General features: G+C 66.5%; 14 protein-coding genes and 1 pseudogene. 4 read left to right on the top strand and 11 right to left on the bottom strand.

Annotated features, from left to right (window positions below; all coding sequences use genetic code 11):
- Position 1 precedes the first annotated feature (1 nt).
- The 7 genes and pseudogenes from ACV4UZ_RS00755 to ACV4UZ_RS00725 form a co-directional block, all read right to left on the bottom strand.
- Positions 2 to 391: a bacteriohemerythrin gene (locus ACV4UZ_RS00755; protein WP_491599051.1), complete on the bottom strand. Its 390-nt coding sequence runs from the start codon at positions 389 to 391 to the stop codon at positions 2 to 4.
- A complete protein-coding gene (locus tag ACV4UZ_RS00750) occupies positions 391 to 1,236 on the bottom strand; it encodes an AAA family ATPase (RefSeq protein ID WP_491599050.1) in 846 nt (281 codons plus the stop codon). Before ACV4UZ_RS00750 ends, ACV4UZ_RS00755 begins: the two co-directional genes overlap by 1 nt.
- A gap of 373 nt (positions 1,237 to 1,609) precedes the next feature.
- Positions 1,610 to 1,960 (bottom strand): phasin family protein, encoded by a 351-nt coding sequence (locus ACV4UZ_RS00745; RefSeq protein WP_491599049.1) that lies wholly within the window; start codon positions 1,958 to 1,960, stop codon positions 1,610 to 1,612.
- Positions 1,961 to 2,232: 272 nt separating this feature from the next.
- The gene (locus ACV4UZ_RS00740) at positions 2,233 to 2,664 is read right to left on the bottom strand and encodes a CBS domain-containing protein (protein ID WP_491599048.1); all 432 of its coding nucleotides are present in this window, start codon (positions 2,662 to 2,664) and stop codon (positions 2,233 to 2,235) included.
- A 115-nt stretch (positions 2,665 to 2,779) separates the two neighbouring features.
- Positions 2,780 to 4,166 (bottom strand): annotated as a pseudogene (gene pgmG / locus ACV4UZ_RS00735) (phosphoglucomutase/phosphomannomutase PgmG).
- On the bottom strand, positions 4,166 to 4,531 hold the full coding sequence (locus ACV4UZ_RS00730; protein WP_491599047.1) for a hypothetical protein: 366 nt from the start codon (positions 4,529 to 4,531) through the stop codon (positions 4,166 to 4,168). Before ACV4UZ_RS00730 ends, pgmG begins: the two are co-directional and overlap by 1 nt.
- A 245-nt stretch (positions 4,532 to 4,776) precedes the next feature.
- Positions 4,777 to 6,405 (bottom strand): alpha-D-glucose phosphate-specific phosphoglucomutase, encoded by a 1,629-nt coding sequence (locus ACV4UZ_RS00725; RefSeq protein ID WP_491599046.1) that lies wholly within the window; start codon positions 6,403 to 6,405, stop codon positions 4,777 to 4,779.
- Between the two features lie 193 nt (positions 6,406 to 6,598).
- On the opposite strand from ACV4UZ_RS00725, the gene ACV4UZ_RS00720 reads away from it, so the two are divergent.
- Positions 6,599 to 7,408 carry a hypothetical protein gene (locus ACV4UZ_RS00720; RefSeq protein ID WP_491599045.1) on the top strand — a complete coding sequence of 270 codons (810 nt, stop codon included), beginning with the start codon at positions 6,599 to 6,601 and terminating at the stop codon, positions 7,406 to 7,408.
- Between the two features lies 1 nt (position 7,409).
- Here the strand turns inward: ACV4UZ_RS00720 and ACV4UZ_RS00715 are convergent, their stop codons facing one another.
- The 4 genes from ACV4UZ_RS00715 to ACV4UZ_RS00700 form a co-directional block, all read right to left on the bottom strand.
- Positions 7,410 to 8,717 (bottom strand): UDP-glucose dehydrogenase family protein, encoded by a 1,308-nt coding sequence (locus ACV4UZ_RS00715; RefSeq protein ID WP_491599044.1) that lies wholly within the window; start codon positions 8,715 to 8,717, stop codon positions 7,410 to 7,412.
- Between the two features lie 13 nt (positions 8,718 to 8,730).
- A complete protein-coding gene (gene galU, locus ACV4UZ_RS00710; RefSeq protein WP_491599043.1) occupies positions 8,731 to 9,603 on the bottom strand; it encodes a UTP--glucose-1-phosphate uridylyltransferase GalU in 873 nt (290 codons plus the stop codon).
- Positions 9,604 to 9,717: 114 nt separating this feature from the next.
- The gene (locus ACV4UZ_RS00705) at positions 9,718 to 10,200 is read right to left on the bottom strand and encodes a DnaJ domain-containing protein (RefSeq protein WP_491599042.1); all 483 of its coding nucleotides are present in this window, start codon (positions 10,198 to 10,200) and stop codon (positions 9,718 to 9,720) included.
- 12 nt (positions 10,201 to 10,212) lie between these two features.
- A complete protein-coding gene (locus ACV4UZ_RS00700) occupies positions 10,213 to 10,515 on the bottom strand; it encodes an STAS domain-containing protein (RefSeq protein WP_491599041.1) in 303 nt (100 codons plus the stop codon).
- Between the two features lie 178 nt (positions 10,516 to 10,693).
- Between ACV4UZ_RS00700 and ACV4UZ_RS00695 the strand changes: the two genes are divergently transcribed.
- The 3 genes from ACV4UZ_RS00695 to ACV4UZ_RS00685 are packed head-to-tail and all read left to right on the top strand — an operon-like array spanning position 10,694 to position 14,266.
- Positions 10,694 to 12,649 (top strand): acetoacetate--CoA ligase, encoded by a 1,956-nt coding sequence (locus tag ACV4UZ_RS00695; protein ID WP_491599040.1) that lies wholly within the window; start codon positions 10,694 to 10,696, stop codon positions 12,647 to 12,649.
- Between the two features lie 59 nt (positions 12,650 to 12,708).
- The gene (locus ACV4UZ_RS00690) at positions 12,709 to 13,479 is read left to right on the top strand and encodes a carbonic anhydrase (protein ID WP_491599039.1); all 771 of its coding nucleotides are present in this window, start codon (positions 12,709 to 12,711) and stop codon (positions 13,477 to 13,479) included.
- Between the two features lie 7 nt (positions 13,480 to 13,486).
- A complete protein-coding gene (locus ACV4UZ_RS00685; RefSeq protein WP_491599038.1) occupies positions 13,487 to 14,266 on the top strand; it encodes a hypothetical protein in 780 nt (259 codons plus the stop codon).
- Positions 14,267 to 14,345: the final 79 nt, after the last annotated feature.

Below are 14,345 nucleotides of genomic sequence, written 5' to 3'. Positions count from 1 at the left end.
CTCAGCCGCCCTTGGCCCGGGTCCAGGCGGCGTAGCGCTGGTCCTCGATCAGGATGTGGCCCTTCAGCCACGACCACAGGAAATCCTTCAGGCGGGTGTCTGCCGGATCGAAGGGCCGGTCGCGGAACTGCTTGAGCATGTCCGCCACCTGATCGGCGAAGTCGTCATGCTGGACCCGGTGGGCATCCAGGCCGGGATAGCCGATGGCCTCCAGGTGGGTCTCCTCGCGGTCGAAGTGGCCGGTGGTGTAGTCGAGGACCGCGTTGAACAGCTCCAGGAAGTCGGGGTCCGCCTGATCCAGGTCGTTGATCATTTCGATCAGCTTCTGGTGGTCCCTGTCCAGGGCGGCGTTGCCCACGCTCATGGCCTCGGTCCACGAGATGACGGTCATCAGCGTCCCTCCCGCCGGTTGAGGAAGGCCAGGCGCTCGAACAGGTGGACGTCCTGCTCGTTCTTCAAGAGCGCGCCGTGCAGCTTGGGGATCAGGGAGGCCTTGTCCTTGGCGCGCAGGTCTTCCGGCGACAAATCCTCGGACAAGAGCAGCTTGATCCAGTCCAGCAGTTCCGAGGTGGACGGCTTCTTCTTCAGCCCCGCCACCTCGCGGATGTCGAAGAAGGCGGTCAGCGCCTCGTGCAGCAGGGCCGGCTTGATGCCGGGGAAATGCACGGCGACGATCCGCTCCATGGTCTCGCGGTCGGGGAAGCGGATGTAGTGGAAGAAACAGCGGCGCAGGAAGGCGTCGGGCAGTTCCTTCTCGTTGTTGGACGTGATGATCACCATGGGCCGCTGCGCCGCCTTGACCACCTGCTTGGTCTCGTAGACATGGAACTCCATGCGGTCCAGTTCCAGCAGCAGGTCGTTGGGGAACTCGATGTCGGCCTTGTCGATCTCGTCGATCAGCAGCACCGGCGGCGTCGGCGCCTCGAACGCCTCCCACAGCTTGCCCTTGACGATGTAGTTGGAGATGTCGTGGACGCGGCTGTCACCCAGCTGGGAATCCCTGAGGCGCGCCACCGCGTCGTATTCGTAAAGGCCCTGCTGCGCCTTGGTGGTGGACTTGATGTGCCATTGCAGCAGCGGGCGGCCCAGCGACCTGGCCACCTCGGCGGCCAGCACGGTCTTGCCGGTGCCCGGCTCGCCCTTGATCAGCAGGGGGCGCTCGAGCTTGAGCGCGGCGTTGACGGCGACCAGCAGATCCTCGGTCGCCACGTAGCTATCGGTACCCTTGAACGACATGGGCTCACTCCTTCTCCAGGAGAAAGGTAGGTGCCGCGGGCAAATCGGTCAAGAAATGCCGAATTCAACCGCATCCCTATCCCGTCATTCCGACGACCGCAGGGAGGAGGAATCTCGGTCTGGACGGAAGCGAGCCTGGGCGGAGAAGGCGTTCAAGCGGAGATCCCTCGGCTTCGCTCGGGATGACGTTGCTTGCTCAAAAAAGAAAAAGCCCCGGCCTTGGGAGGGAGGCCGGGGCTCGTGGCCGTCGTCGCAAATGTCCGGAAGCAGCGGGATGGGGGGGAGAGCCCCGGACACCATAAAGCGGCGGCGGTCTATTCGATCCAGACCGGGTGAGGTGGGAGGAACCTCACCGGGCCTTTACGGATCGAAGTTAGGCGGCAACCTTGGTCAGCGCGGCGAAACGGGCCTGGATCGGCTCGACCGCGGCGGTGAGCGCGGTGGTCGACAGCTCGGCCAGCTTGCGGCCGTCGGCGATGGCGCTCTCCAGGGTCTCGCGGGCCAGCTTGCCCTGCAGGTCGGCCAGCTCGGCCGGGCTCTTCACCGCGAACAGCGCCTTGACGGCGGCGTCGGCCTTCTTGACGTTCTCGGCGATCAGGGCCTGCTGGGCCTTGGCGATCTCCTCGAAAGCCTTCACGGTGGCGGCGCCCGACTTGGCGAAAGCGTCGGCGTTTTCCTTGCCCAGGGCGACGAACTTCTCGAAACCGTCGATCTTGATGGTCATGTGCGTGATCCTTTTAAAGGGTGGGGCGCGTTGTGCGCTGCAACATGACGCCAATCTAACAGAACCATGCCGCAGTGCAACATGATTTTTGCGCTGCAACATAACTGTCTTGCATGGAGGGGGTGCAAAAATGCAAACGCCCCCGGAATCCATGGATTCCGGGGGGCGTCGGATGGGGCCCTGTCATCCTGAGGCGGAGCCGAAGGATCTTTCAGGCAAGGGCTTCAGGCTGAAAGATGCTTCACGAGGCTCAGCATGACATTCCGGCGGGCCTACCGCGTGGCGGCCACGTCGCGCAGCACGTTCATCTCCATCTGGGCCTCGGTCAGGCGGAAATTGACCGCGTCGCCGATGGAGACGATGCCGATCAGCTCGTCCTTCTCCACCACCGGCAGGTGACGGATGCGGCGTTCGGTCATCACGCCCATGATGGTCTTGACGCTGTCGCCCGGCGCGCAGGTGACCACCGGGCTGGACATGACGTTGCGCACCGGCATTTCCAGGGCGGCCTTGCCGTACTGGGCGAGGCCCTTGACGATGTCGCGCTCGGACAGCACGCCCTGCAGCTTGCCCTTGGCGTCGCAGACCACGGCGACGCCGACCTTCTTGTTGGTCAGCAGCGCGGCGGCATCGGCCACCGAATGCTCGGGACGGATGGTGAAGACGACGCTGCCCTTGGTCTTCAGGATGGATTCAACGGACATACTGGTCCCCCTTGATCTGACTGATATTGTTATTGCGGAGGGGCGACCGGTCGCAGACCCCCTACCTTCGAATGATGTCAGTCTGGAACCGAAGCCGAAGAAATTCAAGCCGTCATCAGTGAGTATGGCTCAGGCTGACCCCGCTGGCCGCCAGCTGCTCCGAGAGGGTGGCGCGCAGGCGCTTCAGCCCCTCGGGGCTGGCCGCCTCGCAGCGGGCCACCAGCACCGCCTGGGTGTTGGAGGCGCGCAGCAGCCACCAGCCGTCCGGGGTGTCCACCCGCACGCCGTCGATGGCGGAGAAGGCGGCACCTTCGGCTTCCAGCCGCGCCCTGACCTCGGCCACCACGGCGAACTTGCGCTCCTCCGGGCAGTCGAAGCGCAGTTCCGGGGTGTTGACCATGTGGGGCAGCTTGTCCCGGCGCTGGCCGATGGTCTGGCGATCCCAGCGGGCCACGATGCCCAGCAGGCGGATGGCGGCGTAAAGGGCGTCGTCGAAGCCGTAATAGCGGTCGGCGAAGAAGATGTGGCCGCTCATCTCGCCGGCCAGCGGCGCGCCGGTCTCGGCCATCTGGGTCTTGATCAGCGAGTGGCCGGTGCGGCCCATGACGGCGTTGCCGCCCATGCGCCGCACCTCGTCGAAGAACACCTTGGAGGCCTTGACGTCGGCGATGATGGTGGCGCCCGGCAGGGCCTTCAGCAGATCCTCGGCCAGGATCACCAGGATCTGGTCGCCATAGAGGATGCGCCCCTCGGCGTCCACCACGCCGATGCGGTCGCCGTCGCCGTCGAAGGCGATGCCCAGATGGGCGGATTCGGCCAGCACCTTGTCCTGCAGCGCCACCAGATTGTGGGGCTCGGTGGGGTCGGGGATGGTGGTTGGGAAAGCGGCCGTCGATCTCGCCGAACAGCACGGTATGGGTGCCGGGCAGGCGCTTGACCAAGGCGTGCAGCACCTCGCCGGTGGCGCCGTTGCCGCAATCCCACACCACCCGCAGGTCGTGCTTGCCGTCGTAATCGCCGGCCAGGCGGGCGACGTATTCCTCGAACACCGAATCCTCGACCACCTTGCCTTCGCCCGCCGCGAAGTCGCCCTTGGCGGCGATCTCGCCCAGGGACTGGATGTCGGGGCCGAAGAACGGCTTGCCGGCCAGCACCATCTTGAAGCCGTTATGGGTGGGCGGATTGTGGCTGCCCGTCACCATGATGCCGCCATCGGCCTCCCGGACCTTGGCGGCGAAATACAGCATGGGGGTGGGGCCGCGCCCGATGCGCCGCACGGTGCAGCCCGAAGCCATCAGGCCCCGGGTCAGCGCCTCGGCCATTTCCGGGCTGGACAGCCGCCCGTCCCAGCCCAGGCAAACCACATGGCCGCCATTGCGGCGCACCCGGGTGCCGAAAGCCCGCCCGATGGCTTCGGCGTCGGCGGCGAACAGGGTCTCGCCGCAGATACCGCGGATGTCGTATTCGCGCAGGATGGTGGGGTGGAAGGTGTGTGCGGTCATTACTTTTTCTTTCCCTTTATGGCGGCGAGGGTCAGGTCAATTTCCTGCAAAATGGATATAACCGCTTGGTTAGTTGAGTTACCCCAGGCAATAGACAAGTCACCAAGGATACGACCCGTGACCTCGGCATATTCCGGAAAGCTTCTTAATTCGTAGACTGCTGCAACTTGACAGGGGGCGAAAGGTGTCGGATCACCCGCCTTACCAGCCGTAATCTCATGAATAAGTCTGTGGTATGTTCTGAACCGCCGTTGTTTCTGATCGTCCATGCGGATGTCGATGTAACGCCATGTCGAATACACCAGGGACGCAACAGCTACGACAAGAGATAAAATCGTGGCGATGGCGGCTGAGTTTTCCAGCATGTCGATATTCTTTCTGCAGGCGATATGAACGAACCACACAGAGATATAGAGGCACAGAGAGGCCTTTCAAATTGGCGTCGTCCAACCTCCCCTATCGTCATGCCCGGACTGGTTCCGGGCATCCACGCCATCCCGCACCATCAACGTTTCAATTGCGGCACCGCGTGGATCGCCGGGCCAAGCCCGGCGATGACGGGTTAGAATAATCCCTTCGTGCCTTCGTGCCTTCGTGGTGAATCTTTTTCTTACGTAATCACCGTCGGTTCGGTCCGCCCGGTCCTGGCCTCGATCTCGGCCAGATCGCGGGCGATCTTGATGAGGTCGGCCAGGGCCACCTGGGGATCGAGGTGGTGCTTGGCGGCGTCGGGTTCATAGCGTTCGATGTAGACGCGCAGCGTGGCGCCCTCGGTGCCGGTGCCCGACAGGCGGAAGACCACGCGGCTTCCGTCCTCGAACACCACCCGGATGCCCTGCTTCTTCGAGACGGAGCCGTCGACCGGATCGGTGTAGGCGAAGTCGTCGTTGAAGGCGACGGTGTAGGTGCCGAGCTTTTGGCCCTTCAGCGAAAGCCCCCGCAGATGCTCCATCAGCCCCTCGGCGGCGGCGGAATCGATGCCTTCGTAGTCGTGGCGGGAATAGACGTTGCGGCCGTATTCCGTCCAGTGGGCGGTGACGATGTCGGCGACGCTTTGCTTCCTCACGGCCAGGACGTTCAGCCAGGCCAGCACCGCCCACAGCCCGTCCTTCTCGCGCACGTGGTCCGAGCCGGTGCCGAAGCTTTCCTCGCCGCAGAAGGTGGCCTTTCCGGCGTCCAGCAGGGTGCCGAAGAACTTCCAGCCGGTGGGGGTTTCCCAGGCGGGGATGCCCAGCTTCGCCGCCACCCGGTCGGGGGCGGCGCTGGTGGGCATGGAGCGCGCGATGCCCTTCAGGCCGTTGCGGTAGCCGGGGCAGAGCGTGGCGTTGGCGGCCAGCACGGCCAGGGAATCCGACGGCGTGACGTAGAAGTCGCGCCCCAGGATCATGTTGCGGTCGCCGTCGCCGTCTGACGCCGCGCCGAAATCGGGGGCGCCGGGCCCCGTGAGCGCCTCGACCAGATCGTGGGCATGGACCAGATTGGGGTCGGGGTGGCCGTGGCCGAAATCCTCGAGCGGCACACCGTTCATCACGGTGCCGGCAGGGGCGCCCAGGCGGCGCTCCAGGATCTCGGTGGCGTAGGGGCCGGTCACCGCGTGCATGGCGTCGAACTTCATGCGGAAACCGCTCGCGAAGGCGGCCCGGATGGCGCCAAAGTCGAACAGGCTTTCCATCAGTTCGGCGTAATCGGCGACGGGGTCGAAGACCTGGACCTCCATGCCGCCCAGGTCGCGGCTGCCGGGCGTGTCCAGGTCCACATCCGCCGCCTCGAGAATCTTGTAGCCGTCGATCACCTGGGAGCGGGCATGGATGGCCTCGGTGATGGCCTCGGGCGCCGGTCCGCCGGCCGGGATGTTGTACTTGATGCCGAAATCCTCGTCCGGGCCGCCGGGATTGTGGCTGGCCGACAGGATGATGCCGCCGAAGGTCCTGTACTTCCTGATGACGCAGGATGCCGCCGGGGTCGAGAGGATGCCGCCCTTGCCGACCATCACTTTGGCAAAGCCGTTGGCGGCGGCCATCTTCAGGATGGTCTGGATGGCGGTGCGGTTGTGGTAGCGGCCGTCGCCGCCCAGCACCAGGGTCTTGCCCGCGATGTCGCCGATGCTGTCGAACACCGACTGGACGAAATTCTCCAGGTAGTGGGGTTGCGCGAAGACCTTGACCTTCTTCCGCAGACCCGAAGTGCCGGGCTTCTGGCCGGAAAAAGGAGTGGTGGCGATCGTCTTCACTGCGGCCATGGCGCCGGTCTCCCTGCCTGCGGAACTGCTCTGGCGTTGATGGCCGATGGCGGGGCGGGTGTCAATGGCGGCAAAGGGCCGGGCGGGAGTTCGGCGGCCAAGCCGGGCCGCCCCAACGCAAGACGATCATGCCTGTTGAGTAAATCCCGCAATGAAATACACTGCCTCATCATGCGCAATCCGAGGGCGTGGAATGGGCGGTCAGGCGGCAATGGACGTGTTCGAACCGGCGGCGCTGGCGGCGGCGGAGATGGTCTTTCCGGCGGGCGACCTTCCCTTTCCGCCCATGCCGATGCCGCGCTATCAGGCCATGGCCAGGGGCACGTGGCGGCTGGACCGTGCCTTCATCATCGCGGCGCCCGGCTACTTCACCGGTCCCCGGCCTCTCACCTGGATGAACGCCATCCTGGCCCGAGATGGCACGCCCTGGATGAGTCTGGTGCCGGGCGAGATGGAGAGCCAGATGCCCCATCTGGGGGCGGCGCGCGGCACGGTGGTCATCTGCGGGCTGGGCATGGGGGTGATGGCCTTCGCCGTCTCGGCGCTGAAGGCGGTGGAACGGGTGGTGGTGGTGGATCTCGATGCCGAGGTGATCGCCATGCTCACCGAGGCCAGCGGCTTCGATTCCTGGCCGCAGCGGAGCAAGCTGGAGATCATCAACGCCGACGCCCGCGAGGTGCGGGTGGAGGGCGTGGACTTCCTTTATGCCGACATCTGGCCCTATTACCGCATGGATTGCATGCAGCCCGACATGCGGGCCATCCACCGCAACATTCCGGCGCCGTCCTGCGGCTATTGGGGGCAGGAACTGGACATGGTGGACCGGGCCAGGGCGCTCGGCGTGGCGGTGGAGAACTTCTCCATGGCCGAGGTGGACGCCTTCATCGCCGAGAGCGGCCTGCCGCTGATCGGGCGCGAGATTCCCGGCTATGCCGAACTGTGCCGGCAGGCGGCGGTCAACCCCGCCATCGGCGCCAAGCGGCGGCCGATGGCGGAAGGGTGACCTACGGCCGTCCGATGCTGGTATAGGCGAAGCCCATCTCGGCCATCTCGTCGGGCGCGTAGACGTTGCGCAGGTCGACGATGGCGGGCTGGGCCAGCAGGGACTTGACCTTTTTCAGGTCCAGCGCCCGGAACTCGTTCCACTCGGTGATGATCACCGCGCAGGCGGCGCCCGGCATGGTGGCGTAGGCGTCCTTGCAGTATTCGACCGAGGCCGGGAGCAGCTTTTTCGCCTCTTCCATGCCCTCGGGGTCGAAGGCCTTGACGGTGGCGCCCGCCTCGATCAGGGCCTTGACGATGTCCAGCGACGGCGAGTCGCGCATGTCGTCGGTGTTGGGCTTGAAGGTCAGGCCCAGCACGGCGATGGTCTTGCCCTTGACCGACCCGCCGCAGGCCGCGGTGACGCGCTCGGCCATCTGCTTCTTGCGCTCGTCGTTGACGGCGACCACCGTCTCGACGATGCGCAGGGGGGCGTTGAAGTCGCGCGCCGTCTTGACCAGGGCCAGGGTGTCCTTGGGGAAGCACGAACCGCCGTAGCCGGGGCCGGGATGCAGGAACTTCTTGCCGATGCGGCCGTCCAGGCCGATGCCCTTGGCCACGTCGTGGACGTCGGCGCCCACCTTCTCGCACAGATCGGCGATCTCGTTGATGAAGGTGATCTTGGTGGCCAGGAAGGTGTTGCCGGCGTACTTGATCAGCTCGGAGGTGCGCCGCGACGTGAAGACGATGGGCGTCTCGATCAGGTAGAGCACGCGGTAGAGCTGCCTCATCACCTTGCGGGCGGCGTCGGATTCGGTGCCGATCACCACGCGGTCGGGGCGCATGAAGTCGTTGATGGCCGAGCCCTCGCGCAGGAACTCGGGGTTGGACACCACGTCGAACCGGGCGTCGGGGCGGCGCTTCCGGATGATGGCCTCGACCTCGTCGCCGGTGCCCACGGGCACGGTGGACTTGGTGACCACCACGGTGTAGCCGGTCATGGCGTCGGCGATTTCCTCGGCCGCCGCGTAGACGTAGGAGAGGTCGGCATGGCCGTCGCCGCGCCGGGACGGCGTGCCCACGGCGATGAACACCGCGTCGGCGTCCTTGACCGCTTCCTTGAGGTCGGTGGTGAAGCTGAGGCGGCCGGCCTCCACATTGGCGGCCACCATGTCGTCCAGGCCCGGCTCGTAGATGGGCATGATGTTCTGGTGCAGCTTCTCGATCTTGCCGGCGTCCTTGTCGACGCAGACCACGTCGATGCCGAATTCCGAGAAGCAGGTTCCCGACACCAGGCCCACATAGCCGGTGCCGATCATGGCGATGCGCATGACGCTTTAGTCCTTAGCCGTGAAAACGGGTGATCAGATCGCGGGCGGCCTCGGCCATGTCGTCGCGGGCCAGGGCGAAGGCCAGGTTGGCTTCCAGCCAGCCCACCTTGTCGCCGCAATCGTAGCGGGTGCCCTCGAAGCGCAGGCCGTGGAAGGGGACCATGCCGATGGTCTGGCTGATGGCGTCGGTCAGCTGGATCTCGCCACCGGCGCCCTTTTCCTTCTTGTCCAGCACGTCGAACACCGCCGGATGCAGGATGTAGCGCCCGATGATGGAGAGCGTCGAGGGCGCCACCTCGGGGTCGGGCTTTTCCACCAGGCCCTTGGCGCGGGCCAGGCGGCCGTTGTCGTGCTCCACGTCCAGGATGCCGTAGCGCTTGGTGTGCTCGCGCGGCACGTCGGAGACGGCGACCACGTGGCCGCCCACCTCGGTGTGGACGGCGGCCATCTGCTTCAGGCAGGCGGTCTTGGAGAGGATCAGGTCGTCGGGCAGCAGCACGGCGAAGGGCTCGTCGGCCACCAGATCGCGGGCGCACCACACGGCGTGACCCAGGCCCAGGGGTTCGCTTTGCCTTGTGTAGGAAATCTGCCCCGACTTGGGCATCCACGAGGTCACCGCCTCGACCAGATCGAACTTGCCGCGATCCTTGAGGATGCGCTCCAGCTCGGGGTTGTGGTCGAAATGGTCCTCCAGCGCGTTCTTGCCGCGGCCGGTGACGAAGATGAAGTGCTCGCAGCCGGCCGCCGCCGCTTCTTCCACCGCGTACTGGATCAGCGGCTTGTCCACCACCGGCAGCATTTCCTTGGGCATCGCCTTGGTGGCGGGCAGGAAGCGGGTGCCCATGCCACCCACGGGGAACACGGCCTTGCGGACTCGACGAGTCATCGATCACTCCTGAAGCTTTGTCTCGACCACCGGCGCGCGCAGCCGCGCCTTGTTTCGGTCGCGGCATGTTTTGCCATGCCCGCGCGACGGAAGCAACGGTTTGCCCCTGTATATTTATCCCAGGAGGATGTCACGGGCCTGGTTGAGGCGCGCCGCGATCCAGGTCGATCCCCCGGCGTCGGGGTGATTGGCGCGCATCAGCCGGCGGTGCGCCTCGCGGATTTCGTCCGGGGTGGCGCCGGGGGAAAGGCCCAGAATTTCGTAGGCCTGGGCCTGGGTCATGGCGGTGTCGGCGGGCGGGGCGGCGGGCGGCGGCGTGGCGCCGGCGGCGGCGGCGCCCCCGGTCATCCGGCGGAACGCCCGCCACAGCTGATGCAGGCGCATGGCCCGGCCGATCCAGGGCGACAATCCGGCGAGGATGGCGAACAACCCGGCCAGCTTGCCGGTGATGACCAGGGCGATGCCGCCGATCACCAGGGCGGCGAGGATGGCGCCGATCAGCGCCTTCTTCGCCCGGTCGGGCGGGGCCTTCGACCACCAGCGCACCGCCCACCACAAGGCGAGCAGTCCGCCGACCGCCAGAAGCAGGCGCAGCACCACGGCCGGCGGCTATTCGAAATCGAAGCTGGCGCCGCCGTCGGTCAGCTCGAACAGGCGCCGCACGCTGCCGGCCGCGCCGCGCAGGGTGAGGTGGCGTCCCTTGCCGACGATCTCGTCCTTGGCCAGATGCAGCATCCCCAGGCCGACGGAATCCACCCGCGCCACCTTGGCCAGGTCGAAGATGACCCGCGACGCCGAAATGGAGTTGATGTCGGAGATCAATCCGTTCATCAGGCTGGTGGCGGTATAGTCCATGGTCCCGTCGAGGCGGACGGTCAGGGTGTCGTCCTGGTGGGAGATGGAAACATTCATGGGATGCTCGAATTCCTCGATCTGATGGCCGACGATTATGCTACGACTTCACCCATAGCTCCAGGGGCTGATTGAGGCGAATTGTGTCGTGTCTCTAGGTAGTTACCACGAGATCGCCCTTGGCGAGTCCGTGTCTTCGCGGTAAAACGAACGAGTGATCGTAAAGGGTGGAGGTAGCATGTCCGTTCTGCTGTGGCAACCGTCCAAGGAGCGTACCGAGGCTTCGGCGCTTGCCCGGTTCATGCGCGAGGCCGATTCCCGCTTCCGGACCGGGGCGGCCGATTACCGGGCGCTGTGGCGCTGGTCGGTGGACCGGCCCGACCAGTTCTGGTCCCTGATGTGGGAGAGCGCGGGGATCGTCGGCGACGGGCCGGGCGCGCTTGTGGTGGACGACGCGGACCGCATGCCGGGCGCCCGGTGGTTTCCCGAGGCCCGGCTGAACTTCGCCGAGAATCTGCTGCGCCGCGCGGACGACGGCGACGCCATCGTCTTCTGGGGCGAGGACAAGGTCAGGCGGCGGCTGTCCTTCGCCGAGCTCCACGCCCTGGTGTCGCGCATCCAGCAGGCGCTGGCCGCCGCCGGAGTGGGGGTGGGCGACCGGGTGGCGGGCTACATGCCCAACATGCCGGAATCGGTGGCCTTCATGCTGGCGGCGGCCAGCCTGGGCGCCATCTGGTCCTCGGCCTCGCCCGATTTCGGCGTCCAGGGCGTGCTGGACCGTTTCGGCCAGATCGCGCCCAAGGTGCTGGTGGCGGCGGAAGGCTATTTCTATTCCGGCAAGAGCCACGACTGCCTGGAAAAGCTGGCCGCCATCGTGCCGGGCATCCCCTCGCTGGAGCGGGTGGTGGTGGTGCCCTACACGAGGGAGGCGGCGGACATATCGGGCCTGCCCAAGGCGGCGCATCTCGGTGATTTCCTGGCGCCCTTCGCCGCCAAGGCGGTGGAGTTCCTCCGGCTGCCCTTCGACCACCCCCTTTACATCATGTATTCCTCTGGCACCACGGGTGCGCCCAAATGCATCGTCCACGCGGCGGGCGGCGCCCTGATCCAGCAGTTGAAGGAGCACCGGCTGCATTGCGACGTGAAGCGCGGCGACCGGGTGTTCTACTTCACCACCTGCGGCTGGATGATGTGGAACTGGCTGGTGGCCGGCCTGGGGGCCGAGGCCACCCTGCTTCTCTATGACGGCAATCCCAGCCATCTGGGCGGCAACATCCTGTTCGATCTGGCCGATGCCGAGGGCATGACCCTGTTCGGCACCTCGGCCAAGTGGATCGACGCCATCGCCAAGATGGGCCTCGAGCCCGCCAGGACCCATTCCCTGAAGACCGTGCGCACCATCTGTTCCACCGGCTCGGTGCTGGCGCCCGAGGGCTTCGACTACATCTACGCCAAGGTGAAGGCCGACGTGCAGCTGGCCTCCATCTCGGGCGGAACCGACATCATCTCGTGCTTCATGCTGGGCAATCCGCTCGCGCCCGTGTACCGGGGCGAGATCCAGGGGCCGGGCCTGGGCATGAAGGTGGAGGTGTTCGACGAGAACGGGCGCGCGCTGGCGGGCGAGAAGGGCGAACTGGTCTGCACCAGGGCCTTCCCCTCCATGCCGGTGGGATTCTGGAACGACGACGACGGCGCCAAATACCGCGCCGCCTATTTCGAGAAGTTCCCCGGCGTGTGGACGCACGGCGACTGGGTGGAGGTGAACCCCGAAACCGGGGGCATCATCGTGTTCGGCCGCTCGGACGCCACGCTGAATCCCGGCGGGGTGCGCATCGGCACCGCCGAGATCTACCGTCAGGTGGAGCAGATCGACGACGTGCTGGAAAGCCTGGTGATCGGCCAGGACTGGCAGGGCGACGTCCGCGTGGTGCTGTTCGTGCGGCTGCGCGACGGGCTGAAGCTGTCGCCGGAGCTGGAGGCGCGCATCAGGAGCCGCATCAAGGACAACACCACGCCGCGCCACGTGCCGGCCAAGATCGTCCAGGTGGCCGACATCCCCCGCACCAAGTCGGGCAAGATCGTCGAGCTGGCGGTACGCGACGTGGTGCATGGGCGTTCCGTCAAGAACAAGGAGGCCCTGGCCAATCCGGAAGCCCTGGAGCTGTTCTCCGGGCGTCCCGAATTGGAGGCGTGACGGCGATCGACTTTGGCGATAGCCTTTTCGTCCAAGTGGTTTGACGGGAGGGGCTTTCCATGGATCGTCGTTCATTCCTCAGGGGGGCCGGCGCCGCCGCCTGCCTGTGCGGAACCTGTGGCGGCTCCATTGCCGGGGCGGTGGCGGCCGAGGGCGCCCATTGGTCCTATGGCGGGCATGGCGGCCCCAAGGAATGGGGCATGCTGTCGCCGGAATACGCCGCCTGTTCCATGGGGCGCGAGCAATCGCCGGTGGATCTCACCCGGCCCGTCGCCGCCATCATCGGCGATCCCATGACCGCCTGGCGGCCGGTTTCCTTGCGCGTCCAGAACAACGGCCACACCATCCAGGTGGATTGCGCCGGCGGCGGCACTCTGATGCTGGACGGCAAGTCCTTCGACCTGCTGCAGTTCCACTTCCATCATCCCAGCGAGCACAGCGTGGACGGGGCGTTCTTCGACATGGAATGCCATTTCGTCCACAAGGCGGCCGATGGCGGACTGGCGGTGCTGGGCGTGATGATCGCCAAGGGCACCGCCAATCCGGCCCTGGAGGCCATCTGGCAGGTGATGCCGTCCAAGGGCGGCGAGACGGCCACGGCGCCGGCCATGCTCGATCCCTCCATGCTGCTGCCCCGGGACCCGGTGACCTTCCGCTACGCCGGATCGCTGACCACGCCGCCCTGTTCCGAGGTGGTGCAGTGGGTGGTCTACCGTCAGGCCATCACCGCCTCGGCCGAGCAGCTGGCGGCCTTCGCCAGGCTGTTTCCCAACAACGCCCGCCCGGTTCAGCCGCTCAATCGCCGCAAGCTTCTGCTGGACGTGATGTGAGATGACGATGTCCCGTCGGCCCGTTCTCGCCATCACCTCCCTCGGCGCCCTGGCCCTGCTGGGGGGCTGCGCCGCCTCGCCCCAGCCCATGGAGGGGGAAGCCTGGCATCACGGCACCTGGATCGTCACCGACGCCTTCGCCTCGGGCGCGGTGAGCGATGGCGGTTCCGCCCCGCGCGGCCAGCCGGTCTCCATGGAGGCGGAGCGGGCCGGCGACGCCGCCGGACGCGTCTGCCCGTCGCCGCGCTACGGCCGGGACCATGCGCCGCTGGCGGCGGTAACCGGCGCCGCCGCGCCGGACTGGCCGGGCCTGGGCGACAAGGTCGCCGTCCTGCGCGTGGAGTGCGGCGGCAAGCCCTTCGCCAGCTATGCGGTGATGAAGGACGGTGCCTTGCTGACCCGTTACGGCCCCTGGGTGCTGCGACTGGAACATGGAGAGAAGCTGGCCGCCAATCCCGCCCCCATGATGGCCGAGCCGCCGGCCCCGCCCATGGAGATGGCGGCGGTTCCCGCTCCAGCGGTGGCGCCGCCGCCCGAGACGGCGCGCCGGCTGGTCTATCTCGCCTCCTACAGGACCGAGGACTGGGCGAAGAAGGGGTGGGGCATCCTGGCCGGCCGTTCGGCCGGGCTCAAGGCGTCCGAGCCGGTGATGAAGCCGGTGGACCTCGAGGGCAAGGGGCGGTTCGTCCGCCTGTTCGCCGCCACCAGGGATGACGCCGCCGCCAAGGCCATCTGCAAGGAACTGGGCAAGGCCGTCGCCGAATGCGGCGTCGCCGGTCGGGAATAGATTGATAACCGTCATGGCCGGGCTTGACCCACGGCTGTCCGGGTTTAATTGCCTGGGCGCTGGCGGACGGGTTTTTTCA

This window comes from Paramagnetospirillum sp., from assembly GCF_058402745.1.
The sequence above is the reverse complement of the archived record's forward strand: the minus strand, read 5'-3'. Positions and strand labels throughout refer to the sequence as shown.

Bases quoted from the DNA above. Each gene is read 5' to 3' on its own strand.
- ACV4UZ_RS00755 (WP_491599051.1), bottom strand. From the start codon at position 391: ATGACCGTCATCTCGTGGACCGAGGCCATGAGCGTGGGCAACGCCGCC.
- ACV4UZ_RS00750 (WP_491599050.1), bottom strand. From the start codon at position 1,236: ATGTCGTTCAAGGGTACCGATAGCTACGTGGCGACCGAGGATCTGCTG.
- ACV4UZ_RS00745 (WP_491599049.1), bottom strand. From the start codon at position 1,960: ATGACCATCAAGATCGACGGTTTCGAGAAGTTCGTCGCCCTGGGCAAG.
- ACV4UZ_RS00740 (WP_491599048.1), bottom strand. From the start codon at position 2,664: ATGTCCGTTGAATCCATCCTGAAGACCAAGGGCAGCGTCGTCTTCACC.
- ACV4UZ_RS00730 (WP_491599047.1), bottom strand. From the start codon at position 4,531: ATGCTGGAAAACTCAGCCGCCATCGCCACGATTTTATCTCTTGTCGTA.
- ACV4UZ_RS00725 (WP_491599046.1), bottom strand. From the start codon at position 6,405: ATGGCCGCAGTGAAGACGATCGCCACCACTCCTTTTTCCGGCCAGAAG.
- ACV4UZ_RS00720 (WP_491599045.1), top strand. From the start codon at position 6,599: ATGGGCGGTCAGGCGGCAATGGACGTGTTCGAACCGGCGGCGCTGGCG.
- ACV4UZ_RS00715 (WP_491599044.1), bottom strand. From the start codon at position 8,717: ATGCGCATCGCCATGATCGGCACCGGCTATGTGGGCCTGGTGTCGGGA.
- galU (WP_491599043.1), bottom strand. From the start codon at position 9,603: ATGACTCGTCGAGTCCGCAAGGCCGTGTTCCCCGTGGGTGGCATGGGC.
- ACV4UZ_RS00700 (WP_491599041.1), bottom strand. From the start codon at position 10,515: ATGAATGTTTCCATCTCCCACCAGGACGACACCCTGACCGTCCGCCTC.
- ACV4UZ_RS00695 (WP_491599040.1), top strand. From the start codon at position 10,694: ATGTCCGTTCTGCTGTGGCAACCGTCCAAGGAGCGTACCGAGGCTTCG.
- ACV4UZ_RS00690 (WP_491599039.1), top strand. From the start codon at position 12,709: ATGGATCGTCGTTCATTCCTCAGGGGGGCCGGCGCCGCCGCCTGCCTG.
- ACV4UZ_RS00685 (WP_491599038.1), top strand. From the start codon at position 13,487: ATGTCCCGTCGGCCCGTTCTCGCCATCACCTCCCTCGGCGCCCTGGCC.